The sequence below is a fragment of the Bacillus sp. FSL L8-0099 genome (genome assembly GCF_038006385.1).
In the GTDB taxonomy this organism is placed as follows: Bacteria; Bacillota; Bacilli; order Bacillales; family Bacillaceae_G; genus Bacillus_A; species Bacillus_A toyonensis.
Window position 1 is genome coordinate 2,647,220 of record NZ_JBBOVC010000001.1, and the last position, 26,623, is coordinate 2,673,842.

The following is a 26,623-nucleotide window of genomic DNA, read 5'->3' on the forward strand; positions in this document are numbered from 1 at the left end:
CCTCTTATAAATAAAAGAGGATTTTTGTTATATCATTAACTTACGGATTAATCCACTTAACAATTTTATCCCGGTAATTATTTGTTCTGGAGAAGCATATCCATACGATAAACGTATACATTGATCTGATTCTTCTTCATAAATACGTCCTGGGTTTAAAAGAATCCCTTTTGATAGTGCCTCTAAAAATAGTCTCTTCATCGGAATGTTAGGTACAACCTTTAGCCATATAAAAAATCCACCACTAGGAATATCCCAAGTTGCTATGTCTGCACAATACATATGTAAAGCTTGTACCATCATTTTTCTTCGTTCTTTTAAATGCGTTCTTACGTTCGCTACATGGTCTTCATAAAAACCTTTATTTATCCATTCAGCAGCAACTCTTTGAGATAAAGAACTAGACCCATAGTCTGTTTGCATTTTTATATCTGATAATCTATCAATAACAGGTTCTGGTCCGATAATCCATCCAATTCTAAGTCCTGGAGTTAGTGTTTTAGAGAGGCTACCAACATATAATACATGTCCATGTTTATCTATCGATTTTAAAGGAGCTGGAGGAGGTTCATCAATCCATAACTCACGGTAAATATCGTCTTCGATGATAGGTAACTGTTCCTTTTCACATACTTTTAATATTTCTTTCCGGCGCTTTTCAGACATTAATATCCCTGTTGGATTTTGAAAACAAGGAATAGAATATAAAATATTTTTCTTTTGACTATATTTAATACGTGTTAATAAATCGCTAGGTAAAATCCCGTAATGATCCATCGCTATACCAGATAGGTGTATATTTGCTGATTGAAAAACATGAAGTGAATATAAGTAAGAAGGTTGTTCGAGTAAAACGGTTGATTTTCTATGTAAAAGACCCATTGATATTAATTGTAATGCTTGTAATGCACCGGAGACGATTAATATAGAGTTAGGCGATACGTGTATTCCAAACGATTTTACGTAATTACTTATTGCTTCACGTAACGGAAAAAAACCTTTTTGTTCCTCATATCCGAAATAATCTAATTCCTCACTAACGTTTTTAATAATGGATTGCATCGTTTCTAGTGGGAAAAGATGCGGGGCAAGTTCGCCTTTACTAAGATGGATAAGTGTTTTATTTGATTCTGCTTCATTTATTTCACGTACCATTACCTTACTTGGTTTATGAATACCAGCCTTTACATATTCACTCCAATTAGGCGGGGGATTCGTTGCTAATAAGGACCACGTATTATTCATAACAATTGTTCCTGCCCCGATTTGCCCTTGAATTAAGCCGTCAGCCATAAGCTCTTCTAGCGCAGTTATTACAGTACTCCGATTTACATGAAATAACTTTGCTAACTGCCGCTGGCTAGGAATCTTACTTCCGATTGGCCATTCTCCGTTTTCAATTTTTTCTTTCATATAGTCTATTATCTGCCGATATTTGGGCACCTTTTTATCGATTGTCATATAAAAACTCCCTCGTTTATTTAAAAATGAAAAGTGGTTGGTTTTTTCGATAAATAACTGGTTGAAGACATTGTATCAACTATTAAATATGATGAAAAGAAATAATTGGCAATTTGAAAATGGTTGGTTTATTGGAGAGGAAGAGAAAACATGCTTAATAAAAAATGGGATTTACAAATCATATGTGCTCACGCTTTTACGATTCTAATATGGGGAACTGCATTTCCGACAATTCGTATGGGGCTTGAATCATACACACCTGAACATCTTACTTTACTACGCTTGTTAATCGCTTCATTCATACTTCTTGTGTTTTCCTTTATATACAAACTACAATTACCTGATTTGAAAGACATTCCAGCGATTTTTATATTCGGTGCTTTAGGGTTTACTATTTATCACATTGCATTAAACTACGGTGAAAAAACTGTAAATGCTGGATCGGCAAGTTTAATTGTTTCAGTTACTCCTATTGTAACAGCAATTCTTGCTTCTGTTTTTTTGAATGAAAAAATGAAATTAAATGGTTGGATCGGTGGTGTAATTAGTTTTATTGGAATTGCTCTCATATCATTTAGTCAAGGAGGTTCTATTCAATTTAATAGTGGAGGATTATTTATATTATTAGCAGCCGTTTCAGAAAGCCTATTTTTCGTTTTCCAAACTTCTTACTTGAAAAAGTACGGCTTTTTGCCATTTACCATATATACAATTTTATCTAGCACTGTATGTATGCTTATTTTCTTACCGGGAATTTATACAGAAATACTAGCAGCTCCTCTTGAAGTGAATGTGAGTGTTATATATTTAGGTTTATTTCCAACAGTACTCCCGTATCTTGCCTTAGAGTATATTATATCTCGTGCTGGTGCTTCCGAGGCAACAAGTTCTCTATCTTTAACGCCAGTCACTGCGTGCTTTATAGCTTGGGTATAGTTAGGTGAAGTACCGAATTTTATTTCTGTAATTGGAGGTGGGATTACTATACTTGGGATATTGATTGCTCATATACGAGTAGTAAGAAAAGAAAAACATAGGAATCTAGTAAACAGTAAATCGATATAACTTAATTAAATAATGATTTTATGATACTTTTTGATATAGTTTCTTTCTTATGTTGATAAATATAATATTTTGTATTTCAGTTAAATATTGTATGTTACATTTTATGTAGTAAGCATTTTAAAAGGAGCTGACAACATAATGAATGGAAAAAGAAAAATTTTCATATGTATTTCTATTGTAGGAATCGGACTAGCTAGTTTTTCTAATTCTAGTTTCGCAGCAAGTGTAACGGACAATTCAATACAAAATTCTATTCCCGTAGTTAATCAACAAGTAGCTGCTGCAAAGGAAATGAAACCATTTCCCCAGCAAGTTAATTATGCAGGTGTTATAAAACCGAATCATGTTACACAGGAAAGTTTAAATGCTTCTGTAAGAAGTTACTACGATAATTGGAAAAAGAAATATTTGAAAAATGATTTATCTTCTTTACCTGGTGGTTATTACGTAAAAGGAGAGATTACAGGTGATGCGGATGGGTTTAAGCCACTTGGAACTTCAGAAGGTCAAGGGTATGGGATGATAATTACAGTATTAATGGCTGGTTATGATTCGAATGCTCAAAAAATCTATGACGGTTTATTTAAAACAGCAAGAACTTTTAAAAGCTCTCAAAATCCTAATTTAATGGGATGGGTTGTCGCAGATAGTAAAAAAGCACAAGGTCATTTTGATTCTGCTACTGATGGGGATTTAGATATTGCGTATTCTCTTCTTCTTGCTCATAAGCAGTGGGGATCTAATGGAACAGTTAATTATTTGAAAGAAGCACAAGACATGATTACAAAAGGTATTAAAGCTAGTAATGTTACGAATAATAACCGACTAAATTTAGGAGATTGGGATTCTAAAAGTTCACTTGATACGAGACCATCTGATTGGATAATGTCACATCTTAGAGCTTTTTATGAATTTACAGGTGATAAAACTTGGCTTACTGTTATTAATAATTTGTACGATGTATATACGCAATTTAGTAATAAGTACTCTCCAAATACAGGGCTTATTTCAGATTTTGTTGTAAAAACCCCACCACAACCCGCACCTAAAGATTTCTTAGATGAGTCAGAATATACAAATGCATATTATTACAATGCTAGTCGGGTACCATTAAGAATTGTAATGGACTATGCGATGTACGGCGAGAAAAGAAGTAAAGTCATTTCTGATAAAGTCTCTTCATGGATTCAAAATAAAACGAATGGAAATCCTTCAAAAATTGTGGATGGTTATCAATTAAACGGATCAAATATTGGTAGTTATCCAACTGCTGTATTTGTTTCACCGTTTATTGCTGCAAGTATAACGAGTAGCAATAATCAAAAGTGGGTAAATAGTGGTTGGGATTGGATGAAGAATAAGAGAGAAAGTTATTTTAGTGATAGTTATAATTTATTAACGATGCTATTTATTACAGGAAATTGGTGGAAACCTGTACCTGATGATAAAAAAATACAAAATCAAATAAATGATGCAATTTATGAAGGATACGATAATTAATTAAATTTGAGAATGGTTACTTAAGAAAGGAATTAGCATACGCTAGTTCCTTTTTAATATTTTGTAAAACATTATCCATTCTAAAATTCGCATAGATATACTTGCTTTTTTCATATACATAGTTATTGATGACTCTATGTTTTTATGAGGGGAGAGTATTTCTTGGAAAAAGTATTATTTTTCGGAGACCCAGGTATTGATGACTCATTTGCCATTATGTATGGTTTACTGCATCCCGAAATTGAAATTGTAGGTATTGTAACTGGATACGGAAATGTTGAGCATATACATGCTGCACATAATGCAGCGTATATTTTACAGTTAGCAAATAGACAAGACATTCCTGTCATTAGTGGTGCAACAAAACCACTTACAGAAGAAATTACTACGTACTACCCTGAAATTCACGGAGCAGAAGGATTAGGGCCCATCCATGTTCCAGAAAGCGTATTATCTATTCCAATATACAATTTTGGTAGTATCGCTGCGATTCTTGTAAAGTACGGAAAAGATTTAACGATTGTCGATGTAGGAAGATCTACCTCGTTAGCAATTGCTTTTAATTTATGGAGTGACTTAATGCTGAATGTAAAAGGAATCTATTTCATGGGTGGCGTCTTTTTAGAAGTAGGAAATGTAACACCATTAGCGGAGGCAAACGTGTATGGAGATCCTATAGCAAGTAAAATTGTTTTCCATCAAGCAAAGAATTTATTAATATTCCCTTTAAATGTAACAAACAAAGCTGTGTTAACACCAAATGTATTTAGCTATATTCAAGCTAATACAAAGAATCCATTTCATATGATAATGAAACCCATGTATGATTACTATCTATCCGCATACCAAAAGCTTAATCCATCTATGGAAGGACCTTTGCTACATGATGTGGTTGCAATAAGTGGATTAGTAAATCCAAGTTTTTTTGAATTTGTGCCTCGTACAGTAAATGTAGATACATACGGAGATACGAAAGGACAAACATTTGCTGATTTTCGCCCTAGCTCTATATCTGAAGGAGCCCGTATAGCACTAGAAATAGATGAACAAAAATTCATTCAAGATTTTATAAAAATCATGTTATAAGTTGTTGTCGAAAAAGGGAATTATTTCACTACGTTGAATATAAACATACATCCTCTATATAAGGGAGCTTACAATATTGAATGTCCAGTTAAAGGTTGTTACGAGAGAAAATTGGGAAGAAGCATTAAAGCTACAAGTAAAAGGAAATCAGTTGAAATTTGTTCCATCCGTAGCAGTTTCACTTGCTAAAGTATATATAAAGCCAGATGGTGACAATGTAGAGTACATACCATTTGCTATATACGTTGGTAATCTTATGGTTGGTTTTATTATGCATGCGGTTGTAAGAGAGACATCAAATATGTATTGGATAAACGGGTTTATTATTGATCAAAAGCAGCAAGGCAATGGTTATGGAAAATCAGCATTACAAGAAAGCATTTATTTAATAAAAAATAAATTTAAGGCGTGTAAAGAAATTAGATTAACAGTACATAAAGAGAATATCTCTGCAAAGAAACTATATGAACACTACGGTTTTCAACCATTAGGGCAAGATTATGACGGTGAGCAAGTATATCGTTTATTTGTTTAACTTTTATTAAGTATTAGCGTGAAATGAAAATAACTACTTTAATCAAGGTAATAGTGAATGACTAGAAAGATGAAAAATTATTGATTGCTGAATATATTGGGCATCACTATTTTTTACCTGGCGGCCATGTTGAAATTGGGGAATCAGCAGAGAATGCATTAATAAGAGAACTAAGAGAAGGAGCTTGAAGTAAACTGCAGTATAAAACGATTTTTAGGAGTTATAGAAAACCAATGGCAAGATAAAGAAATACTTCATCTTTGAAGTATCTTCAAAAGAGTTACAAATTGATTTACCACCAAATTCTAGAGAATCTCATTTAGCATTTCATTGGATAGATTATAGTAAAGAATCTTTAAAAACTTATAAAATCATGCCAATGCCCTCCGTTAAAGAATTACTAGAAAGAAAATTAAATGATGAATTACTAAATTGTTGGATAAGTAATTTTTAAACCACTCTATGTATAGTAAATACGTCCATCGAAAGGATATAAAGAAAATAGGCTAAAAAACAAGGTACATCACCTAGTGTAAGTTCATATTTTGTTGATGTACGTATTTAGTCTGTAGCCTTGTTTCTATTTGGTTTACAAAAATATATAAACTTTTTACATTTGGGCGGAATTACTTATAAATGGAGGGGTTCGTAATGAATCAGTTTCAACAAGAACTACAATCATTAAACCTTAATGATTATCAATCTGGCAATGTTGTGTATTGGGATCAACAACAAAATCAATATCCATACTATTATATTCAAGACGATGCACGTCGTTGCGGTGGATGCGGAGGTTGTGGTGGACGCTGTGGTGGATGTGGCGGCAGATGCGGTGGTTGTGCAGGACGTTGCGGCGGATGTGTAGGTTGCGCAGGATGTTTCAGTTGCTTTAATTGCTGGAACTGGTGGATCATTTAAGTATAGAAAATCAATAATATTTCACATGAAAGAAAGGTGTTTATAGTAATACTTTTCTTTCATGTTGTGATTTTTTATGAGTATTAAGGGGGATTTATTTGTATACATACGATAAGTTGATTTCTTGGGTAGAGAATATAAAAGAAAAAAACAATAGTTCTGCTACAGCACTATGTATTATAAAGGATAACAAAATCGTACTAGAGCATTATAGTGGATATCATTCAAATACATCTACTAGTAAAAAAGTAACAGCATCTTCACAGTTCAACGTCGCTTCTGCGAGAAAAAGTTATTTAGGATTCATGGTAGCGTATGCGCTTTATGATGGGAAAATAAACTCTATTGATGATGAAGCGATAAAGTATTTTAAAGACTTTGATCCTACATTACTTGATAAAACAACGATTAGGCATTTAGTAACTCATTCACACGGTCTAGGAGAAACGGATGACGGGACAATTTTCCGTGAATTTGAAGCTGGACAAGATTGGGCGTATAGAGATATTAATGTAAGAATGATGACGCATCTCATTTATCGGCTTTATAATAAAAGTTTTCCTGAATTGTTAAAGGAGCGTGTATTTACTCCTGCTAATTTCCAAGAAACAGGATGGAGAATACAGCAAAATGAAAATTTAGTTAACGTTGTTAATAATCCAAATGAAGACGCGATCAGTGAGGTCGGTACAGTAGATGACGGTACCGAAAAAAATCTGTTTGTCTCAGCTAGAGAGTTTGCTTATTGGGGCAACCTTCATTTAAATCAAGGCATGATAAATGGTAAACAAGTTGTTCCAAAAGAAGTTATAAAAATTGCTACTAGCTTGCAGAGTCCAGCTTATAAAAATAATGAACTACCACAAAACGGGTTGTTTTGGTTCGTTCAAAATGAACCAAAACAATTAAGTGAACTTGGTGAACGTGTTCCAAAAGGTTCGTATCAAATATTAGGAATTACTGGACCAACCATTTTAGTAATACCTGAGTATAATGTAGTTGTTGCGAAAATGTACAATAAAAGATATAACTACGGCGGTGATAATTACTTATATTATTTACATGAATTTAGCAATTTAGTCGCCGATACATTTACTAGCTGTAATAGGGCATAATTACTCCTATAACAAAAAGGAGTGAAAGAATTTGAAAGATAAAGTGAGTAAAGATAAAAAGCAAAATATTAAAGATGTAAATACAGAGCAAAATGCAATTTTTAGCGATCCGAAAGATGCAGCTAACATGCAAACTGTACCGCAGCCGAAAGATTTTGATGAAATCGAATATTAATTTCTCATCCGACTATATGACGAATAAAAAATACGTCTTAAGTCCCATCACATGTAAGAAAATATTTGATAACATATATACATAAGCACTTGAAAATGGCTTATCTTAACAAAGCTTTCTTTAAATGTATCTGATATAACCTGCAAAAAGACACTTCATTATGAAGTGTCTTTTTGTGTACATAAACTTAATTTCCATTTTCCGTACAGTATCTTGTATGTTTCAATGGATATACTAACTGTGAAAATTCATGTCAAGATAAAAGAAGGGGACAGTTAGTATGAAACAAACTTCTATAAATCCGCTATTAATTGTTCTAGGTACAATCATTGTTCAAATTGGCCTTGGAACAATTTATACATGGAGTTTATTTAATCAACCCCTTGTAAGTAAGTTCGGATGGAATCTCAATTCAGTTGCGATAACTTTCTCCATAACAAGCTTTTCTTTATCATTTTCAACCTTGTTTGCAGCAAAGTTGCAGCGAAAATTAGGACTTCGTAAACTTATCGCTACTGCAGGAATTGTTCTAGGACTCGGTTTAATACTTAGTTCACAAGTTTCTTCCTTACCATTACTATATTTATTAGCTGGTGTTGTTGTTGGATATGCGGATGGAACAGCTTATATTACGTCACTATCTAATTTAATTAAATGGTTTCCAAATCGAAAAGGACTTATTTCTGGAATATCTGTTTCAGCATATGGAATGGGCAGTTTAATTTTTAGATATATAAACGGAAATCTTATCGATAGCCTTGGTGTATCACAAGCATTTTTATATTGGGGCATTATCGTCTTACTTTTAGTATTAATCGGATCGTTCTTCTTACGTGAAGCGATTGTAAGTAATACGGTAACAGAAACATTACACAATGACTATACGCCACGTGAAATGATGAGAACGAAACAAGTATATCTGTTGTTTTTCATGTTATTCACATCGTGTATGGGTGGTCTGTACTTAATTGGTATGGTAAAAGATATCGGCGTACAACTCGTTGGACTTAGTGCAGCAACCGCCGCTAACGCCGTCGCAATGATTGCAGTCTTTAATACAGTAGGTAGAATCATTCTTGGAACGTTATCAGATAAAATTGGTAGAATGAAAATTGTCTCTGCAACATTTATTATTATTGGAGTATCCGTCTTTACTCTTAGTTTCATTCCATTAAATTACGGGATTTATTTTGCTTGTGTAGCAAGTGTCGCCTTTTGCTTCGGCGGTAATATTACAATATTCCCAGCCATTGTCGGAGATTTCTTCGGTTTAAAAAATCATAGTACAAATTACGGGATTGTATATCAAGGTTTCGGATTTGGTGCACTTGCAGGTTCATTCATTGGAGCATTACTTGGTGGATTTCAACCAACCTTTATTACAATAGGTGTTTTATGTGCGATTTCTTTCATTATTTCTATATTAATTCGTCCGCCAAATGTAGAGAAGAAAAAGGAAATCAAGCAGTTACATCGAAAAATAGCTTAGTTTTAAAAAGAGTCCTTATCGTAGGGCTCTTTTTCATTACAACGTTAACTATGCTCCTTTCATTGATTAGTAAAGACAGGACAATACAATTATGAAATGGAATAGATAAAATAAAAGGAGTGTGATATGTAAAATGAAGATAGTAAAGCAATGGGTTCAAGAAGATAGTGATTACATACGAGAGAAAGTAATTGAATATAATCAAAAACATCTTTCAAATGAAGAGAAAACACCTTCGGAAAAGGTTAGTTTTATAGTGAAAAATGAAAAAGAGGAAATAGTAGGTGGGATAACAGCTATAACATTTTGGCACCATGTACATGTTGATTTCCTATGGGTTTCTGAAGAATGCAGACACGAAGGATACGGAAGTAAATTAATAAAACTTATCGAAGAATTTGCAATTGAAAAAGGATGTAGGCTAATCAACTTAGATACGTTTAGCTTTCAAGCTCCGGATTTTTATAAAAAACATGGATTTATAGTCATTGGAGTGAGTGAAGATCATCCAAAAGGACATAATCATTATTATTTAGAGAAAAGGTTATAAAGTGTATAGAATTAATTAATCTCAATATATAAAATTCAATAAATTAAAAAGAACGTATTTTGAATCATCTATATCAAAATACGTTCTTTTTAATTTGTATGTATCTGGTAAAATGAAATAGAGGCAGAAAATTCTTATTAATAAAGGGGTAAATATGAAAAAGGTTAATGTTACATACGCGCTTTTGTACGATAAAACGAACGAAAAAATCTTAATGGTAAAAAACAAAGGGAAAAATGGATCTTATTACACATTACCAGGTGGCGCAGTTAAATTTGGGGAAACGTTAGAAGAGGCAGTCATTCGGGAAGTAAAAGAAGAAACAGGGCTGCATATAACTGTAAAGGGGGTTTCTTCCATAAGCGAAGCCTTTTTCGAGGAGAGAGGCCATCATGCCATTTTCTTTAATTTTTTAGGTGAAATAATCGGCGGAGAGACATATATATCCCGTCCAAAAGAAATCGAAGAGATTACTTGGATGGAATTACATATAGCAGCACCGTATTTACGTATACCTGAACAGTTACTAGATTTTTTACAAAGGAAAGAAACAGTACCTTACTTTTTTAACGGAACAATCGTTCATCAATCTTTATAAATAAATTATTTCATTTAAGGCGGGGAAAAACATGGAGTTTATCGTTAATCACAAACATATCACTCAAGCACTTTCAGAAGTAAGTAAAGCTATATCTACAAAAGTTTTAATTCCTATATTATCTGGTATCAAAATAACAGCCGATCAATCTGGAATTACTTTAATCGCAAGTAACTCGAATGTTTTTATTAAAAAATTTATACCTAATTCAATCGAAGACGAACAGATCGCAACTATATTACAAGCAGGAACTATTGTTGTACCTGCAAAATATTTCATTGAAATTATAAAGAAAATGCCAAGTGATATAGTAATAAAAAGTAAGAATGAACAAATCATTACGATACAATCAGAAGAAATCACATTAAACTTAAATGGACTTCCAGCAAATGAGTTTCCGAATGTACCACTTATAGAGGATCATGCAGAAATACAAGTAGAAACAGAACAATTGATTGAAGTGTTTAAACAAACTGTCTTTGCAGTAGCTAAAAACGAATCCAGACCTGTTCTCACCGGAGTACATATAGAGTTAGATCACAATAAATTAGTTTGCGCTGCTACTGACTCGCATAGACTAGCTATACGTGAAACGCTAATTTCTTCAGATGCGAAAGCAAATTGTATCGTACCAAGCGCTACCATTAGTGAACTTCTAAAATTAATGAACAGTCATACGGAATTCGTATACATATACCTTTCAGACAGTCACGTTATTTTTACATTCGGAACAACTACGTTATATTCAAGACTCATTGAAGGGAAATATCCTAATATATCTAATCTCATTCCAAATGAATTTCAAACGGTTATTAACGTAGAAAGAAAAAAGATTTTACAAGGTGTAGATCGATCGAGCTTATTAGCAAGTGAATGGGCAAATAACAACGTCAACTTAGAAATCATCAATGAATCCACAATTAAAATTTCTTCTAACGCTTCTCAGATTGGTAAAATAGCTGAAACACAACAAGTAGATGCGATTCAAGGTGAAAAACAATTAAATATATCTTTCGACGGACGATTTATGGTAGATGCTTTAAGGGCAATAAAAGAAGAAATGGTTACTTTAAGTTTTGGTGGTTCAATGAGACCGATATTAATCGAAGCAGGAGAGCAATCTGCCGCAGTACATCTTATATCGCCAGTAAGAGCTTATTAGGAACAAAGGAAGGACTTACATTATGCACAAGCACACTTTATGCTTTATAAAAAGAAATGAAGAAATACTGATGCTAAATAGAGAATATGACCCTGTAAAAGGATTATGGAACGGGGTAGGAGGGAAGATAGAACCGGGAGAAACACCTTTAGCAAGTGCAATTCGTGAAATAAAAGAAGAGACTGATATAGATGTTAAGCAAAATCAAATTCAATTTAAAGGAATTGTTAAGTGGGAAGACTCTTCATACTCTGGTGGCATGTATGTTTATGTGGTAGAACTACAAAATGAAGTTACATATGATACACCTAAAAAAGTATCCGAAGGGATTTTAGATTGGAAAAGTGTGTCTTGGATATTAAGCGACTATAATTACGGTGTAGGAGAGATGTTACCTAAATTATTACCTGAAGTACTTCATAATGAATTCATATTAGAGCACAATTTTGTATTATCTAATCATAAATTAATAGATTATAGGAATGAAGAATTGGTTATGTTGGACAGCAAATTTAATAGGAAGAAGCAGATGTAATTATTTAAGAAATATTTTTAAAGAAGTAAATCTTTTAACATAAAAGAGCGGATAATTTTTAACTAATAGGTGCGCTTAAATGCAAAGAAACCTAATTACAAAAAGAGCGAATCCCTTATAAAAAGGTTCGCTCTTTTTTACATATACAATTAAACTTCGCGCCACCAAGCTGATGAAAGATAGTTTGTAGATTTTAATGTAATTGATTCACCAATTTGTGGCGTTGCAACTGTAACTCCTAAACGTTTTGCTTCTTTCGTAACGCGTTCAATTGGATCGCTCCATTCATGCAACGCTAATGTAAAAGCACCCCAATGAATCGGAAGTAGTAATTCTCCTTTAACGTCAATATGAGCTTGTACCGTCTCTTCTGGCAACATATGAATAGCAGACCAACGTGTATCATATTGCCCGCATTCCATTAAAGTAAGATCAAATGGACCGTATTTATCACCAATTTCTTTAAAGTGAGGAGCATATCCGCTATCACCACTAAAGAAGACTTTAGTTTCTTGACCAAGAATAAGCCATGAACACCATAACGAACGATCTCTATCTGTCATATTTCGTCCAGAGAAATGTCTTGCAGGAGCGCATACTAACTTAATAGTATCAAACGTAATTTCATCCCACCATTTATGCTCACTAATCTTACTAGGTGAAACACCCCATTTAATCAGATATTGTGCAACTCCCGTCGGAACGTAAAAATGCTTCGTACGATCTTTTAACTCCATAATACTTTTATAATTTAAGTGGTCATAGTGATTATGTGAAATGATAATCGCATCAATTTCTTGAAGGTCTTCACGTTCTAAAGAAAACACACCACTATACCGCTTGCTATTAAAAATAGGAAATTTTCCTTAATGAATATATGAAAAATAAATGTAATGATACAGCTTGCTCTAATTTAAAAATAAGCGAATCAACTTTTAAGCGTTGGTTAAAAAATGATAATCAATTTAAAAAAGACTATGAAAGAATTCATTCACTATAAAAATGCAAAAAACCTTAGTATATCTATGCTAAGGTTTTTAATTTGAGATTATTAGAGGATACTTATTTTCGTTTATAGAACTTAATAAATACATAGATTTTACAATGAATTTACTAGTAAGGGAGGGAATATGAAATGCCCACTAATAATAGTCCGGAGAATATATTACATACATCTTATGAAACTAAAATGATTTCATCTTGGTTTTGAGTCAAATGCTATAAAAATGATGCTAAATTGGACAAATGATGAATTTGAAAAGCGCGTTAATTCATTAGAAGTAGAGGGGCTATTGAAACAAATAGGAGGGAGGTACTATCCAATGTGTATGGTGATAACAGCTTGTGAAGGAAAAAAACTTTATAATCTTTGTGAACCTCTAATTAAACCAACACTTAAGATCATTGAAAATCATTCAAATCAAATTGAATTTATCTCAAAAAGAATCGACACGTTTAATCATTTACCTAAAGAATCGTATAGTCTTTTACTGTATAGTGGTGTGCTATTAGATTTTGGACAAATAAATTACATTGAAGAAAACTATTTAAAAAAAGAAACGACCTTTAAGAAATAAGAAAAGATATTATTATACTATTCAAGAACAAGAACTAGCAGATATAGGGGCTTTCGGGATGTATAGTAATGCGTATTTAGATTTAGGAGAAGTTCAAATTGGTCTTTATGGAAATTCTCGATATTCAACATTAAATTTAATAACAGCAAATAACGAAATATTTGAAGAATATTTTCAAAACACTAATACTGATATTAATTATAAGAAAAAGCAATTTGTAAAAGGTTTCGTAGCAGCAGATAGACAAATAGATTTAAATTTAAATGTAGTTTATGAAAAATTAGGCTTATATCAAAATTCACAACCTATTATCCCGGTGTTTAAAAGAAAAGACTTATCTACGCTTCACGAAATTGCAAACATAATCAGTGAAGATTTAATCTCGTTATTTAAAGAATACGATAAACCTTTAAAACAATACTTTGCCAGCAGCAGATACTCAAATGAAATAACTTATGAAGAGTTTTTTATCTGGTGGTATCACTTTTTCTATACAAAAGTAACTGAAGAATTAATAAAACAAGGTGTAATTATAACAAGCGCACAAGAAAATCAAACGTACATGATCCATTAATAACTTTAAATTAAAGTGCTAATATACTTTTACATATGTAGCAGCTGAATGGATAAATAATTATTAGTAAATAGGGGATAATCTGAAATTAAAATCTAATATAAAGAAAATAAGATATTCAAAGGGGAGAAGAGCCATGCAAAAGAAATTTATCAATCCAGAAACGATGCCACCAACTTTTGGATACTCACATGTAGTCGAAGTTACTAACGTTAAACGAACAATTTACATATCTGGACAAGTAGCGATTAACACTGATGGTCAAATAGTCGGCATTGGTGATTTAGCTACACAAACACGACAAGTTTTCGAAAATATTAAATGTGCATTAGAAACTTCAAATTTAAACTTTAATGATGTAGTAAAATTAACATTTTTCTTAACAGATATTTCTCAAATGGCCATTGTTAGAGATATTCGAGATCAATACATTGATACTAAGAATCCACCAGCAAGTTCTGCTGTGGAAGTTAGAAAATTAATTAACGATAACTTATTAATTGAAATTGAAGCAATTGCTGTAGCAAACTAAATTTAAAAGCTTATTCGGAATTAATATCAATACAATTCGTTTAATGTGTTTATTTCAAACGAATTGTATTTTTTATTGTCATAAATATAATTACCACACAATCCGTCACACAGTATTAATTCAAAGAGAAAGGGGAAGCATAACGACTAATACCAACATATAATAAGTTTATTATTTTTAATTAGTTAACATAATATATATTATAGGTAGTTATAGAAACAAAGTGTTTACAGGTATCAAAAACCAAGTAAACTATACTTAATGAGACGAAACGGAGATTTTCAGTGAGATTCCCATAAAATCTAATCTATATGAATTTCTACAGTTTTATCGTTTATTTTGCTTTAAATGAATCATAGCAAATCCTAATCAATAATTGCTTAAGATTTAACGAATCCAAATCATTTTTAATCGACAAGAAATTTTTCTGCATAAAAATTATTTCTATACAAAATATAAATTAATAATTTTATTTTATGTTTTACTTATTCAATTTATTGCTATTTACACACGTTTTACAGCTTTACTTTATTTGTTGTTATTTCTATCATTTACGCTTGACTTTTAATGCGCTTATTGTTCTATACGCTAGTTAACATAACGTTTATTTGTAACATAAAAAAATCCTCCTCGCCTTCAGGAAGATTTTTTAACTTGCTATTAGATTATATATATCTTTTTAGTAGCAATCCCAATTGTAAATAACATTGGAAAAATCTAGATTTAACAAATCATCTTTCTTTATAAAGAAATTAGCAACACCAGAATCTCCCCACATAATATTTAATGAGTCGTCTGTATCGATTTGCAGCAATAACACATCATGCTGTTTGTATTTTTCTTGCCATTCTCTTGGATCTGTCTGTGTAAAAAATGGATAACCACCAATTTTATGCCCTTGATCTTCGCATAAATCACCATACAGTTCGCCTAATTCTGTATTGTTTTCTTTATCAACGATTTCTTCCCAATCAATGTTATCGTTAAAAATCATTTCAAATCGATAATCTCTAGATGTTACTGGTTGATAATTCAATTCAAACTTTAGTTTTGCTGCTTCAGGTATGATAAAATCCTCTGAATCTAAAGTGTTTAAATAACTGAAATCAGTAATAACCTTAGTTAAATCTTCTGTAATTGTAGAATGATACATAATTCGAAAGTCTTTTTGGTCAGTTGGATGATCAAAATCTGCTCCAAAAAGCTCATCATCAGCACTTACGAAAAACTGTAACATACCATTTTGAGGCATATATTCAATATGAGGCATTTCTTCAAAGTTTAATTGAGCAAGTAGCATCATCGGTTGCCCATTTGAGTCTTTAGGATGCTCTTGATCTATAGGTAAATACGGATGACCACCAAACTTACTCTCAAAAAGAGTTGTCTCTGCTAATGTTCCAGAAACTTTAACATACGGTTTCACACTTTCTTCTAAAATACTACGATACTGTTCTAGTTCTTTCGGAATTTGAAGTTGATACGTATTCTTCATCACATTTGCCTCCCTTTAATAATGAATTGAAAATGCCTTACTTAATTATATAGTAAGAGATAGCTTCATTGAAAATTGTTAAAAGTCCGTTTTCATCCTCGTTTTTTGCGCACTTGGTGGACAAAGTAGATTATGTTCTAAAACCTTTTTATTAATAGTTCGAATTAAATCCGCTGCTTCTGCAGTATTTGTAGTTTCTTTTAGCCTTTCTTTTAAATCATCAATTTCCTTTGAAAGCTCAATCCACCTAGGTAAAACATGATTATTTTTCAAAGTTCTATACAGTTGTTTTTCAGGATTATACGAAAGATCTTTATCTAGATTTAGAGGTTTCCCTTTACCTGGAAAATTATCAAAAGACCCTTTCTTTTCTGCTTCTTTAACGATAGAACTAATATGATCCTCATACGTATAGGACCAAATTTTCTCATCTTTTACTAAAATCTCTTGCTTTTTTAGTTTATTATCTAGTTCTTCTTGATTCATAAAATCTCTCTCCTTTATATTTTATAGTAGAGTTTTTGTAGGTTTTTACGCTTTCAACCCATCAAATAACTTTTCTCGCCACCAAACACCGTCATGACCGCTTTGAAATTCTTCATAAGTAATTTGGGTATCCTTTTTCTTTTAAAGCTTTATACAGGCATCTATTGGCTGTTAAAAGAGGTTTGTTTTCAAGTTCTCCTGCTGCTATATAAAAATGAGGTTGCATCGCATTTGAATCTATAGATGAAATTTGATTTTCAATCCAAGGAATTATATTTTCATAACCATCCTTTTTCCAATGTACGGATCCAGACATTGACAACACGTTCCCGAAAACATGTGGATTTTGAAGCGCTGCATAAAAAGCTGCTAAGCCACCAAGACTGAAACTGGCAATTGTTGTATGTTTCGCGTCTTTATGCACACGATACTTAGCATGAATCCACGGCAGTAATTCCTCTGTTAAAAATATATTCATTTTATCGTTATAAGTTAGCTCTTCTAGCCGATCAACTGGTTCTATAGCAACAGCAATACAAGATGGGATTTCTTTTTCGTATATTAAATAATTAAGTGTTCTTGTGATTGAAAGGTTATTAACGAAAGAATTCCCATCAAACACAATGAGAAGTTCTTGAAAATGTGAAGTGTGAGAATAATCATGAGGCGTATAAATATGAATTTTACGTGTGTTATTTAAAATTGAACTATGAAAAGAATATGTTTCAATTTTTCCAGATGGATAATGATCTGAAGAGAAACGACTGCTATACCGCACTTCCATCCCTATCCTTAACACTGATGCTTTATTAGCACCTTCTCCAAATGTATTTCCATTAAATCGGTCTAGTTGGTACTGTTCACTACGCTTTATCCAATCATTTTCGAAAAAATCGTTTACTGAAAAATAATAAGTTGAAATAAAGCTCTTATCCGTCCTAAACGTTTGATACCATATATCTGTCTGTAACAACCTTTTTAATTGATTTACAGACAGATCCCAACCAGGAAAACTTCCGAATGCATAAACATTTTCAGTTTTTTGGTCTCCTAACCATATATACGTTATAAGCTTATACTGATTATCTACAGGACATTGTTCTATTAGTGGCGTATTATTTGACTTTATTTCATGCAAATAAGTATAAAAAGCTTTCTCGTTTCCATTTTTTAATTGATTATTCAGTTCCTCTAACTTAGGACTAATTATTGAAGTCACCCCCACTTCCTCCTTCGTTGTAGTTCTTTCTTTTTATTAGGAAAGTTTATCAATTGCCTGAACAGAAAGTTCCAACGCTTTTATTCTTTTTGTTAAAAGAGTTCTTTGTGGACTATCTACTTTAGACTTATCATAAGCCCTCTCTATTGATGGAAGCAAACCAGCAAGGACATTACGAGCTTCTGCTAACTCTTCTTGACTATACTGGTGGCTTTCTTGATTCCACACGTTTTCTAGCACTGCTAACCCTACACAAACAGCATTAAGTCGTTTTTTCACTAATGTAGTATTTGCATCTTTTTGAGTCATTTGTGACAGTGCATTTTCAAGTTTACGAATTGTCGATTGTAAAGATTTTATTGATTCCGATTTATCTAGATTTGATACGTTTTCCATTTTACTGTTGTCCCTCCTGGCTTAACTTATTTAATACTGGATATAATAAGTACTTAATTTCACTCGAAATATTACTAACTATATTCGAGGTGGATAATGGATTAAAGGAAAACGGTATCTAAGCGCCTCTCCCTCCCTTACATCATTCTATATGTACTTCTTTCTTCGTATTAGAATCCCTATATAAACAAGGTATTAAAATTGTATTTTTTATGAAAAAAAAACGCACAAGCAGCATAACTTGTACGTTTTAATTTTTATTCAGTAAGATAATATAGTAATAGTTTTCGCGCTTTCTCATAATTCATGAAATCTCTATACAAAACGGGATACTTCACAATTTCTGTTTCTATAGAACGATATTGCGGAAACCATTCGAAAAATGATTTTCTCAGCCACTTTATTTGCTCAAACGAAATCTCCTTTTCGTTTTCATTAAGTACGTAACTCAAAGTCCCTGCTGTATGCATCCAATAATAATTTAAATCAGCGCTTATACAATCATCTTCTGTGAACATATTTTTATAATCTTTCCGTATTTTTTGAATGTCACAATTCGGAAATGGTTTATATAGAGGACTATGCATTTTTTGCAATTCATTAAACATAACTTGTTTTCCTAACTTCAAATACCCACCCCTTTATTTCTCCATCCAATTTAATAAGTTTTCATAGTGATATTGAGCATCGATATACCCAAGATTATATAGATTAACAAGCTTTTCCTTATTTCTTTCTATTCCGCTTATAGGAAGTTGTACGCTAGGCTGAATAACATAAAAATTATCTTTTTGTTCTTTTTGATTCATATAAGATATCGTCTCATTATAAAAACAATAATGCTCTACTAAAGTCTCTGCGATTTTCGGATATTTTCTATATAAAATTTTAGCCAGGCCAGAAAATTTATTTCGCTGCTTCTCATATCCTTCTGGTTTTGTCATAATTACAACGTTCTTTTCATAACCATCAGTTTGAGCTTTTAAAACCGGTATAGGATCTATAATTCCTCCATCTAGCAATTTTCGATTATCATATTCTACAGCAGGTGCTATAAACGGTACAGAGCTTGAGGCACGAATGATTTTTAAAATATCATTTCCATGTTCTGTTTTATTATAATAAACAGCCTGTCCTGAATCGCAATCGGTCGTTCCAATTACAAACTGTTCATTTGAATGTAGGAAAGTTTGAAAATCAAAAGGTACAATCTTGTTTGGTACTTCGTCAAATAGAAAATCCATACCAAATAATTCACGTTTTCGGATTAAATTTCGATAAGATATATATCTGTGATCTGCTACTAGCTCTGTATTTACTTTCTTATTCCTTCCTTTTTGACGTGACAAATAGGTTGCTCCCATACACGCTCCAGCAGATACACCGACTACATACGGAAAGAATAAGTTTTGTTCCATGAAATATTCGAGTACTCCTGCAGTATATAAACCTTTCATTCCTCCGCCCTCTAATACTAAACCAATATTCTTCATGCTATATCCCTCTACTCCTTTTTTCTTACTTACATATTAGCACAAGATTTTAAGATGAGGTTATATAATCGAATTGCAACAATAACCAGAAACTACTAAAGTAATGTCATAATTTCTTAGTAAGTAGCATGGTACAATATAAGTAACACATCCCACACATAGTAAAGGAGGAATTTCATATGGGCTTATTTAGCGGTATTTTAGGAAATGCATCGAATGCGAGTACAGAAAGTGTAGAACGTGATTTAGAGAAGATTATGCTAGACGATGAGAAAGTTGAGCATGCTTATAAATTAATTCGCGATTTAATCGTATTTACAAATCGTCGTCTTATTTTAGTAGATAAACAAGGAATATCAGGTGAAAAAACAGAGTATCATTCTATTCCTTATAAAAGTATTACACAATTTAGCATTGAAACAGCTGGGCATTTTGATTTAGATGCAGAGCTTAAAATTTGGGTGTCTAGTATGGATGATCCAATTGCAAAAGAATTTAAAGGTGACGATAGTATTTTAAGCATTCAAAAAGCGTTAGTAACATATACGACAAAATAGTTATTTTGTATTTTTATTCATTTATGAAATTACTAACCCGAATATTTTGGAAGTATATACAATATTTTTGTATATTTAATCTCTATTAACATAAAAAGGTAAAGCGTACTTCTAATGCTTTACCTTTCTTTTTTGTAATAAATAAGTGTAGCTTTATCATTTAATTTCTTTATAACTTCTGTTCTTTTATAACCTATCTTTTCATATAAAAAACAATTTCTCTCTTCTTCTAAAATAGTAGCAAGTTCCCAACTCATCGCTTCAGAAAACATCTCCTCAATTAATAATAATACTTTTTGAGCAATTCCGTTTCCTTGAAACTCTGGATGTATGAACATAGGACTTATCCAAAATTGATTTGTTTTTTCTTTATGATATATACACATTGCCCCAACAAACTGACCATCTACTATAATTTTATAAAATCCACCATTTGGGTATTTTATTCTTGTCATCGTTCGTTGATTGAATCGGCTCATTTGCTGGACTCGTCTCATAGTCTTGATACTTCTCTAATAACGGATAAAATGATGTAATTTGCATTGTAAATATGTCCAGTGCATCTTTCTCATTTGCTCGTTTTAGTATAATATTCATCTTACCAATCTAGACGCTTTCTTAATGAAGTAATATGAGCTGTATGATGACGACCGTGCCATGCGTATAGTCCAATTGCAACAGCCAGTTTTGTTTCACCAGATTCTGGATGATTAAATGTCTTTTCTAAATCAGTAGGTTCTAATGAATATAAAAGGTTAACCCATCTTTTATGTAATGAATCTAGCATTACTAGTGAAACATCTACAGGTAGTTTCGAATCTGGCAATTCTGCCCATTTTTCTTCTTTATACGGTTTAATAGTTGGATTCTTTTCTGTTAGTGCTAATTTAAAGCGTATGTAACTATTCATATGGCTATCAACAACGTGATGAACAACTTGACGAACTGTCCATCCACCAACGCGATACGGTGTGTCTAACTGCTTCTGATCTAAATCTTTAATTGCCTTTGCTAAATCAGTAGGTACATCCTCAATTTCTTGAATCCATTTATCAATCATTTCCTCAGTAATAGGACGCTTGTATGTAAATTGGCCAATTGGATATCGTAAATCATTCATGAATAAGTCCCCCCTATTATTTTGAACACGAAGTAGTTCTGCAAATATAATGTACAAAATTTACACGTTCTCCGTTTAATTCTACAGAAGTTGTATCTGCTTCATTTTTAAAAGAAAATCCGCTTTTTTCTAGTACAATTTGTGATGCAAGATTATTAGTCGTTGTTTTAGCATGAACCTCATTAATTTCATTATTTTTCGCTACGTCTAAAATTAATTTTACAGCTGCTGTTGCAACTCCTTTTTTAGTGAATTTTTCTCCGACTCGATAACCTAACGAACTGATTCGAGTTTCGGTATCTATATTTACTAAGTTAATTCGTCCTACAATTTCTTTTTCTTCATTACGAATTAAATAAAAATAAGAACTTCCATCTGCCTGTTCTATTAATAAATCGTCTAATAGTTTTTGAAAATATTCAAAATCGAAATATTGCGAACCACGATTTGGTACCATCGTTTCAAAAAAAGATTTATTCGTAAGTTCAAATGTAAATAAATCCGCAGCATCTTGTTTTTTTAGTTGCTCTATGTATATTTCCATCCCGTATTCTCCTTCTTGATTTACTAACTGTTATACATTCTTTTTTAATCAATTATATTCCTGCTATTTCTTTCGATTAAGTAATACAGCTAGTAGCACTTTCGGATGAAAAAGGTGAAATGGACTACGAATTAAATTCATCACTCGTACTAACCGAATATAAACATCAGAATCACTTGCGGAAAGTCGATATATTTGTTTCGTATACCATAGCTGAAATTTTTGTTTCGTAGTTAATTCTCTCTTTAGCTGCGGGTGACGTGATATTTCCGTTGTTGTCATATCCCAAGGGATTTCTATTATGTCAGCTGTCTTTTTATAAAATTGTTGTGTAAATGTTTTATCGAGCTGTTTTCTACTTTGCAAAAGTAATTGCAATTGGTGAGCTTCCATAGCAGCAACTGAAACACCTTGACCGAAAACAGGATCAAAACGACATTGTGCATCTCCAACTACTAACAACCCTTCTGGTACATTGTTAACTAAATCAAATCGCCGGCGTACTTGATAGGGAATTTTGTATGTCTTTATATCAGTAATTCCCTCAGCCTTGTTTAGGAAGTCTGTAACATTAGAAATTGATAGGTTTTCAGCAAAATCATAAAACTCATCATCTGTTTGTGGTGCTTTCTCATTTGCGTATCCACTGAAAGTAACAAAATAACGATTATCTTCAATCGTTTGAATAAGAACGCCATAAGGGTTTTCAGGGAAACTCGGAGACATTAGCATATTACAACAGTCTAACTCCTCATTTTCTTTAAGTTGGAACATTTTTGTTGCGTAAAATAAATCGATACGAACTTTCTCTTCTTGTACTTCAATTTCGTATTCTCGTAGCCACTCCATACTTTTTGAGCCAAATCCACTTGCATCAATTACAATATCTGCATGAACTTCTTCTTGCATGCCTGTCTCTAAATATTTAACTTTTACTCCACACACTTTGTTAAGCTTCCCATCTACTAATAACCCATTAACCAATGTTTTATATGTAATAGTAATATTTGAAATTTGATCAATTCGTTTTTGAATATGCCATTCTAATAAAGGACGACTTTGTTGAATCATATGAACTTCCCCTATGAATGGTTGTTTCCATAGACCAAATTGATGCCATTTCAAATCACGCGTAAAGTTATTTATAATACTGCCCGCTTTTATTAATTCATTCGTAATAGTAGGAAACAATTCTTCAATTGCTTTTTCTCCACCTTTTAATAACACGTGAGGATGATCGCTTTGTGGAACTCTTTTTCTTGAAGCTTTTCCATCCCATTTGTCACCGACTTCTAAAATGATTACTTCTTTAAAAGAAGTTGATAATGCCTTTGCTGCAAACTTTCCCGCCATACTTCCACCAATAACAATAGCCTTATTAAACATATTCTCCCCCTTAATAAAAAGAGATCCTGTCGTGTATAAATGAAACAGGACCTTAATTACATTGCTTCTTTATCATTATAATTAAAATACATGAGTAAATTGCAACGTTAAAATTAAAATACCTAATCCCCATACGTAATACGCGAATACTTTTAAGGAATGACGTTTTAAATATTGAATCATCCATGAAACTGCTATGTAACCAAAGAAAGCTGCTGATAACGTTCCGACAATTAATGATGTACTAGAAATAGATTCTGCTTTCCCTTGAAAAACATCTATAAATTGCAAGATGATTGCTCCGACTATTGCTGGCGTAGATAATAAAAAAGAAAAGTATGCTGCTGTTTCACGGTCTAGTTTTCTCCATAAAGCAGCGACAATCGTCATTCCAGATCGAGAAATTGCCGGGAAAATAGCAGCCGCTTGAAATGAACCAATGATAAATGCATCTTTATATGTAATGTCGTCCATTTTTTTACGACCATCCTTTTGTTTATCGGCCATATATAGAAAGAAGCCTGTCACTAAAAACTCCCAACCGATGGTAATGCCTGTTTTTGAAATATCTTCAAAGAAGTCTTTAAATAATAAACCGATTACAACCGCAGGTATCGTCCCAACGATAAGTAATAACATAAGCTTTGAAAATGGATTTTTCATTAAATATATAAATTCTTTTTTGTAATAAATAAACACCGCAAGCAAAGTCCCAATATGCAGCATCGTATCTAAAAACAATCCCGCTTCATCTAATTGAAACAAATGCCGTCCTAAATAAAGGTGCCCTGTACTACTAATCGGTAAAAACTCTGTTAATCCTTGAATTATACCTAAAATAAATGCTTCTAACCAATTCATGATGGTCTCCTTTCTCGTTTGCTTGTACCAATATATGAAGGTTAAATTTTCGATATGAAAAAAACTATATTTCTCTATGAATTTACTTTTAAATTATGGATATATATGTAAAGAGAGTCGAGGTGGGTTAATATGTGGAGGCATACAAAATTCGGCAATGTATTACTTTGGGTGGGTCCTATCCTTGTGTTTTTAGGATTATGTATGACTAATGTTATTTCAGACATTCCTTTCTTTGAAGGAAAACATAAAACGCTCGGAATAATAATTTTATTTATAGGGGTTTTCTGTTTAATTGCTGCTAATTATTTTAAAAAAGGAGAAAGAAATGAAGAATAAAGCTAAATAAAAAAACAATCCCAGTATAAATGCTAGGATTGTTTTTCGTTTATGTTGCTTATTTATAGAATACTTTATCAACGTTATATTTTGCTTTGTATTCATTAATGATATATGTTTCGTAAATTTCTCTTTCTGTTGGATCTTCTACGATACATGCATCAATACGGTATACTTCGTCACGATGATTTTTAATTGGTGAAACATTGTCTTCAAAGTGTTTTTTAATACGTTGTCTAATTTTACGAGCTTTACCTACGAAAAGCAGTTCGTCATTAATATTGTAAAACATAAAAATGCCGCCTTTATCTCTAGGGAACAAGTGGAAATCGATAAAACCATTAATTGGAGTAATGATTGCCTCGTCTCCTTTAATAACTTGTTTACGTTCAGTAATTGAAACATCAGCTTCAGGAATATTAATTTTAATCAAGTTCATTCACGTCCTCTTTTATTATAAAGATAAATAATAGCATACATACGTAAGAAAAGCTATGTCCAGAGGCATATTTCATTTTATAATTCAAATATTATAGGTGTATCATGTAAACTCTTCTTCCAAATCATATGATCACTTGATTTTCCCCAATAACCCTTCAGTACATAACTAGGTTCTCCAAACTTCTTCGTCCATATACTTTGTGCTTTTTTGTATCCACTATCTAAACAGTATTCTGTTATTCCTCTGCTAAGTAATGTAAGATACATTGCATGTAATAGTAAACTCCCTATACCTTTTCTTTGATACTCAGGAAGTATAAATACAGTTCCTATTTCATACAAATCCTTAAGTACACCGCCTGTACAACTAGTAATCAATGTACTTGCTGGACCAATTTCAATTGTTCCAATCATTTTATCGTTATTTGTATCTATCGCTAATAAAAAGTAACGATTTTCTCCATTACTATCAAAATCATCTTTTAAATATTGCTTTTTCGAGTTAATTTCATTTTCTATGTCATCCAATAATTGTGATAATCCTTCATTTTTATATGTATCCGTAATAACTATACGGAAAAACAAGTGAAGTTCCTCTAAATCATCCAAATTCGGCCTTCTAATTGCAACGTTAGTCATGAATGAATTCTCCAATCTATGAAAATATACGAGAACAGCTTATATTGTAAATGTATTTTGGTGTTAAACAATAACCTTATCATGTGAATTGCTTCTTTTTGAATTTATATATCATCACAACGTATATTCGTCTAAAACTATTATATGACATGATTAATACAATACTTTATATACTCTATTCAATATTATTCTACAAAAACCCGCATAGATCCAGCAGTAAAGAAAGCTCAGTACAAAGATTGATAAAATAATTTTTATGTCTAAAGTTGTATGAACAGTAGGGCCAAGTACTGGAAAACGGAAAATATCGAGAATGATCATAATACCTATAAGTAGGCATATCGCAGAAAAGGAAACAACCCATATTCTCCTCCTTAATTTTGAAAAGGATACTCCTAACGCTATACCTAATAAGCCAGTAGTAAAAGGGAAAACAAATAGTTCGCTTGGTTGAATAATAAATAATAGAAAAATAGTTAGAACATAAGAAAGTATTCCCTCACGAATAGAATAACAAATAGCAAAGAAAATAGGTAACGTCGCAAATGGACTAATGAGTAATCCTATACCAGGAATTAAGTTCCCAGCTGCTTGAAACATGGTGGCCAATGCGCTCATTAAAGCTGTCATTGCTAACTTATTTACAAGGGACAACTTTCTTTTATGAACAAAGTTCGCGTCATGCTCTATCATCAGTTGATACCAATAACGTACAAACCGATTCATCAAAATACCCCCTAAAGATACCTCATTCATCACTTTCTATATTATTCAT

At 32.2% G+C, this 26,623-nt stretch carries 27 protein-coding genes and 7 pseudogenes; 18 read left to right on the top strand and 16 right to left on the bottom strand.

The genetic code is table 11. The annotated features are described in order from the left end of the window. Positions 1-27: 27 nt before the first annotated feature. Positions 28-1,461 (bottom strand): MocR-like pyridoxine biosynthesis transcription factor PdxR, encoded by a 1,434-nt coding sequence (gene pdxR, locus MHH42_RS13320; protein WP_070173279.1) that lies wholly within the window; start codon positions 1,459-1,461, stop codon positions 28-30. 150 nt (positions 1,462-1,611) lie between these two features. Between pdxR and MHH42_RS13325 the strand changes: the two are divergent. From MHH42_RS13325 to MHH42_RS13385, 13 genes and pseudogenes are all read left to right on the top strand, one after another. Continuing rightward, positions 1,612-2,526 (top strand): annotated as a pseudogene (locus tag MHH42_RS13325) (DMT family transporter). A 138-nt stretch (positions 2,527-2,664) separates the two neighbouring features. Then, on the top strand, positions 2,665-4,026 hold the full coding sequence (locus tag MHH42_RS13330; RefSeq protein WP_070173280.1) for a glycosyl hydrolase family 8: 1,362 nt from the start codon (positions 2,665-2,667) through the stop codon (positions 4,024-4,026). A 162-nt stretch (positions 4,027-4,188) separates the two neighbouring features. Next, the gene (locus MHH42_RS13335) at positions 4,189-5,112 is read left to right on the top strand and encodes a nucleoside hydrolase (protein WP_340893458.1); all 924 of its coding nucleotides are present in this window, start codon (positions 4,189-4,191) and stop codon (positions 5,110-5,112) included. Between the two features lie 76 nt (positions 5,113-5,188). Beyond that, positions 5,189-5,647, top strand: a complete 459-nt coding sequence (locus MHH42_RS13340; RefSeq protein ID WP_070173282.1) for a GNAT family N-acetyltransferase — start codon at positions 5,189-5,191, stop codon at positions 5,645-5,647. Between the two features lie 80 nt (positions 5,648-5,727). Continuing rightward, positions 5,728-6,101, top strand: a pseudogene (locus MHH42_RS13345) (NUDIX domain-containing protein). Positions 6,102-6,298: 197 nt separating this feature from the next. Then, positions 6,299-6,565, top strand: coding sequence for a heterocycloanthracin/sonorensin family bacteriocin (locus MHH42_RS13350; RefSeq protein ID WP_001071376.1), 267 nt, complete (start codon positions 6,299-6,301; stop codon positions 6,563-6,565). Positions 6,566-6,663: 98 nt separating this feature from the next. Further along, positions 6,664-7,680 (top strand): serine hydrolase domain-containing protein, encoded by a 1,017-nt coding sequence (locus MHH42_RS13355; RefSeq protein WP_070173283.1) that lies wholly within the window; start codon positions 6,664-6,666, stop codon positions 7,678-7,680. A 31-nt stretch (positions 7,681-7,711) separates the two neighbouring features. Beyond that, the gene (locus MHH42_RS13360; protein ID WP_000653682.1) at positions 7,712-7,855 is read left to right on the top strand and encodes a hypothetical protein; all 144 of its coding nucleotides are present in this window, start codon (positions 7,712-7,714) and stop codon (positions 7,853-7,855) included. Positions 7,856-8,135: 280 nt separating this feature from the next. Then, positions 8,136-9,344, top strand: coding sequence for an L-lactate MFS transporter (locus MHH42_RS13365; RefSeq protein WP_070173284.1), 1,209 nt, complete (start codon positions 8,136-8,138; stop codon positions 9,342-9,344). Positions 9,345-9,477: 133 nt separating this feature from the next. Beyond that, the gene (locus MHH42_RS13370) at positions 9,478-9,894 is read left to right on the top strand and encodes a GNAT family N-acetyltransferase (RefSeq protein WP_000706728.1); all 417 of its coding nucleotides are present in this window, start codon (positions 9,478-9,480) and stop codon (positions 9,892-9,894) included. 154 nt (positions 9,895-10,048) lie between these two features. Further along, the gene (locus MHH42_RS13375; RefSeq protein WP_340893459.1) at positions 10,049-10,492 is read left to right on the top strand and encodes an NUDIX hydrolase; all 444 of its coding nucleotides are present in this window, start codon (positions 10,049-10,051) and stop codon (positions 10,490-10,492) included. Positions 10,493-10,523: 31 nt separating this feature from the next. Beyond that, on the top strand, positions 10,524-11,654 hold the full coding sequence (gene dnaN / locus MHH42_RS13380; protein ID WP_016108536.1) for a DNA polymerase III subunit beta: 1,131 nt from the start codon (positions 10,524-10,526) through the stop codon (positions 11,652-11,654). Positions 11,655-11,676: 22 nt separating this feature from the next. Next, positions 11,677-12,189 carry an NUDIX hydrolase gene (locus tag MHH42_RS13385; RefSeq protein ID WP_097837776.1) on the top strand — a complete coding sequence of 171 codons (513 nt, stop codon included), beginning with the start codon at positions 11,677-11,679 and terminating at the stop codon, positions 12,187-12,189. Between the two features lie 149 nt (positions 12,190-12,338). Here MHH42_RS13385 and MHH42_RS13390 read toward each other — a convergent pair. Then, positions 12,339-13,049 (bottom strand): annotated as a pseudogene (locus MHH42_RS13390) (MBL fold metallo-hydrolase); the annotation flags it as partial. Between the two features lie 2 nt (positions 13,050-13,051). Between MHH42_RS13390 and MHH42_RS32440 the strand changes: the two are divergent. From MHH42_RS32440 to MHH42_RS13400, 3 genes and pseudogenes are all read left to right on the top strand, one after another. Next, positions 13,052-13,189, top strand: a pseudogene (locus MHH42_RS32440) (endonuclease); the annotation flags it as partial. Positions 13,190-13,324: 135 nt separating this feature from the next. After that, positions 13,325-14,340 (top strand): annotated as a pseudogene (locus tag MHH42_RS13395) (hypothetical protein). A 136-nt stretch (positions 14,341-14,476) separates the two neighbouring features. Further along, the gene (locus tag MHH42_RS13400; RefSeq protein WP_080326776.1) at positions 14,477-14,872 is read left to right on the top strand and encodes a RidA family protein; all 396 of its coding nucleotides are present in this window, start codon (positions 14,477-14,479) and stop codon (positions 14,870-14,872) included. 679 nt (positions 14,873-15,551) lie between these two features. Here the strand turns inward: MHH42_RS13400 and MHH42_RS13405 are convergent. The 6 genes and pseudogenes from MHH42_RS13405 to MHH42_RS13430 all read right to left on the bottom strand — a co-directional run bounded on the left by MHH42_RS13405 (position 15,552) and on the right by MHH42_RS13430 (position 19,961). Next, the gene (locus tag MHH42_RS13405) at positions 15,552-16,367 is read right to left on the bottom strand and encodes a YwqG family protein (protein WP_070173286.1); all 816 of its coding nucleotides are present in this window, start codon (positions 16,365-16,367) and stop codon (positions 15,552-15,554) included. A gap of 78 nt (positions 16,368-16,445) precedes the next feature. After that, the gene (locus MHH42_RS13410) at positions 16,446-16,853 is read right to left on the bottom strand and encodes a DnaJ family domain-containing protein (protein ID WP_340893461.1); all 408 of its coding nucleotides are present in this window, start codon (positions 16,851-16,853) and stop codon (positions 16,446-16,448) included. Positions 16,854-16,898: 45 nt separating this feature from the next. Beyond that, a pseudogene (locus MHH42_RS13415) lies at positions 16,899-18,072 on the bottom strand (alpha/beta hydrolase). A gap of 36 nt (positions 18,073-18,108) precedes the next feature. Then, entirely contained in the window at positions 18,109-18,468 is a 360-nt protein-coding gene (locus tag MHH42_RS13420; RefSeq protein WP_070173289.1) for a hypothetical protein, read from the bottom strand. A 257-nt stretch (positions 18,469-18,725) separates the two neighbouring features. Then, positions 18,726-19,097: a YxiJ-like family protein gene (locus MHH42_RS13425; protein ID WP_000765930.1), complete on the bottom strand. Its 372-nt coding sequence runs from the start codon at positions 19,095-19,097 to the stop codon at positions 18,726-18,728. Positions 19,098-19,109: 12 nt separating this feature from the next. Next, positions 19,110-19,961, bottom strand: coding sequence for a patatin-like phospholipase family protein (locus tag MHH42_RS13430; protein ID WP_070173291.1), 852 nt, complete (start codon positions 19,959-19,961; stop codon positions 19,110-19,112). 179 nt (positions 19,962-20,140) lie between these two features. On the opposite strand from MHH42_RS13430, the gene MHH42_RS13435 reads away from it, so the two are divergent. Next, the gene (locus MHH42_RS13435) at positions 20,141-20,518 is read left to right on the top strand and encodes a PH domain-containing protein (RefSeq protein ID WP_070173292.1); all 378 of its coding nucleotides are present in this window, start codon (positions 20,141-20,143) and stop codon (positions 20,516-20,518) included. A gap of 119 nt (positions 20,519-20,637) precedes the next feature. On the opposite strand, the pseudogene MHH42_RS13440 reads toward MHH42_RS13435, so the two are convergent. From MHH42_RS13440 to MHH42_RS13460, 5 genes and pseudogenes are all read right to left on the bottom strand, one after another. Further along, positions 20,638-21,115, bottom strand: a pseudogene (locus MHH42_RS13440) (GNAT family N-acetyltransferase). A gap of 1 nt (position 21,116) precedes the next feature. Next, positions 21,117-21,638: a YfiT family bacillithiol transferase gene (locus MHH42_RS13445; protein ID WP_000999060.1), complete on the bottom strand. Its 522-nt coding sequence runs from the start codon at positions 21,636-21,638 to the stop codon at positions 21,117-21,119. A 16-nt stretch (positions 21,639-21,654) separates the two neighbouring features. Next, positions 21,655-22,182 (bottom strand): GNAT family N-acetyltransferase, encoded by a 528-nt coding sequence (locus MHH42_RS13450; protein ID WP_070173293.1) that lies wholly within the window; start codon positions 22,180-22,182, stop codon positions 21,655-21,657. A gap of 63 nt (positions 22,183-22,245) precedes the next feature. Continuing rightward, complete coding sequence (locus tag MHH42_RS13455; protein WP_000482067.1) at positions 22,246-23,568, bottom strand: NAD(P)/FAD-dependent oxidoreductase; 1,323 nt, start codon at positions 23,566-23,568, stop codon at positions 22,246-22,248. 81 nt (positions 23,569-23,649) lie between these two features. Further along, complete coding sequence (locus tag MHH42_RS13460) at positions 23,650-24,429, bottom strand: undecaprenyl-diphosphate phosphatase (RefSeq protein WP_070173295.1); 780 nt, start codon at positions 24,427-24,429, stop codon at positions 23,650-23,652. A gap of 132 nt (positions 24,430-24,561) precedes the next feature. Between MHH42_RS13460 and MHH42_RS13465 the strand changes: the two genes are divergently transcribed. Beyond that, complete coding sequence (locus MHH42_RS13465) at positions 24,562-24,768, top strand: hypothetical protein (protein ID WP_000269008.1); 207 nt, start codon at positions 24,562-24,564, stop codon at positions 24,766-24,768. Between the two features lie 58 nt (positions 24,769-24,826). On the opposite strand, the gene MHH42_RS13470 is transcribed toward MHH42_RS13465, so the two are convergent. The 3 genes from MHH42_RS13470 to MHH42_RS13480 all read right to left on the bottom strand — a co-directional run bounded on the left by MHH42_RS13470 (position 24,827) and on the right by MHH42_RS13480 (position 26,574). Continuing rightward, positions 24,827-25,207, bottom strand: coding sequence for a nucleotide excision repair endonuclease (locus tag MHH42_RS13470; RefSeq protein ID WP_001048938.1), 381 nt, complete (start codon positions 25,205-25,207; stop codon positions 24,827-24,829). Positions 25,208-25,284: 77 nt separating this feature from the next. Continuing rightward, complete coding sequence (locus MHH42_RS13475) at positions 25,285-25,848, bottom strand: GNAT family N-acetyltransferase (protein ID WP_000185952.1); 564 nt, start codon at positions 25,846-25,848, stop codon at positions 25,285-25,287. A gap of 153 nt (positions 25,849-26,001) precedes the next feature. After that, entirely contained in the window at positions 26,002-26,574 is a 573-nt protein-coding gene (locus MHH42_RS13480) for a hypothetical protein (protein WP_001079224.1), read from the bottom strand. Between the last annotated feature and the right edge of the window lie 49 nt (positions 26,575-26,623).

Bases quoted from the DNA above. Each gene is read 5' to 3' on its own strand.
- pdxR (WP_070173279.1), bottom strand. From the start codon at position 1,461: ATGACAATCGATAAAAAGGTGCCCAAATATCGGCAGATAATAGACTAT.
- MHH42_RS13330 (WP_070173280.1), top strand. From the start codon at position 2,665: ATGAATGGAAAAAGAAAAATTTTCATATGTATTTCTATTGTAGGAATC.
- MHH42_RS13350 (WP_001071376.1), top strand. From the start codon at position 6,299: ATGAATCAGTTTCAACAAGAACTACAATCATTAAACCTTAATGATTAT.
- MHH42_RS13365 (WP_070173284.1), top strand. From the start codon at position 8,136: ATGAAACAAACTTCTATAAATCCGCTATTAATTGTTCTAGGTACAATC.
- MHH42_RS13370 (WP_000706728.1), top strand. From the start codon at position 9,478: ATGAAGATAGTAAAGCAATGGGTTCAAGAAGATAGTGATTACATACGA.
- MHH42_RS13375 (WP_340893459.1), top strand. From the start codon at position 10,049: ATGAAAAAGGTTAATGTTACATACGCGCTTTTGTACGATAAAACGAAC.
- dnaN (WP_016108536.1), top strand. From the start codon at position 10,524: ATGGAGTTTATCGTTAATCACAAACATATCACTCAAGCACTTTCAGAA.
- MHH42_RS13385 (WP_097837776.1), top strand. From the start codon at position 11,677: ATGCACAAGCACACTTTATGCTTTATAAAAAGAAATGAAGAAATACTG.
- MHH42_RS13400 (WP_080326776.1), top strand. From the start codon at position 14,477: ATGCAAAAGAAATTTATCAATCCAGAAACGATGCCACCAACTTTTGGA.
- MHH42_RS13405 (WP_070173286.1), bottom strand. From the start codon at position 16,367: ATGAAGAATACGTATCAACTTCAAATTCCGAAAGAACTAGAACAGTAT.
- MHH42_RS13410 (WP_340893461.1), bottom strand. From the start codon at position 16,853: ATGAATCAAGAAGAACTAGATAATAAACTAAAAAAGCAAGAGATTTTA.
- MHH42_RS13420 (WP_070173289.1), bottom strand. From the start codon at position 18,468: ATGGAAAACGTATCAAATCTAGATAAATCGGAATCAATAAAATCTTTA.
- MHH42_RS13430 (WP_070173291.1), bottom strand. From the start codon at position 19,961: ATGAAGAATATTGGTTTAGTATTAGAGGGCGGAGGAATGAAAGGTTTA.
- MHH42_RS13435 (WP_070173292.1), top strand. From the start codon at position 20,141: ATGGGCTTATTTAGCGGTATTTTAGGAAATGCATCGAATGCGAGTACA.
- MHH42_RS13445 (WP_000999060.1), bottom strand. From the start codon at position 21,638: ATGAATGATTTACGATATCCAATTGGCCAATTTACATACAAGCGTCCT.
- MHH42_RS13450 (WP_070173293.1), bottom strand. From the start codon at position 22,182: ATGGAAATATACATAGAGCAACTAAAAAAACAAGATGCTGCGGATTTA.
- MHH42_RS13455 (WP_000482067.1), bottom strand. From the start codon at position 23,568: ATGTTTAATAAGGCTATTGTTATTGGTGGAAGTATGGCGGGAAAGTTT.
- MHH42_RS13460 (WP_070173295.1), bottom strand. From the start codon at position 24,429: ATGAATTGGTTAGAAGCATTTATTTTAGGTATAATTCAAGGATTAACA.
- MHH42_RS13465 (WP_000269008.1), top strand. From the start codon at position 24,562: ATGTGGAGGCATACAAAATTCGGCAATGTATTACTTTGGGTGGGTCCT.
- MHH42_RS13470 (WP_001048938.1), bottom strand. From the start codon at position 25,207: ATGAACTTGATTAAAATTAATATTCCTGAAGCTGATGTTTCAATTACT.
- MHH42_RS13475 (WP_000185952.1), bottom strand. From the start codon at position 25,848: ATGACTAACGTTGCAATTAGAAGGCCGAATTTGGATGATTTAGAGGAA.
- MHH42_RS13480 (WP_001079224.1), bottom strand. From the start codon at position 26,574: ATGAATCGGTTTGTACGTTATTGGTATCAACTGATGATAGAGCATGAC.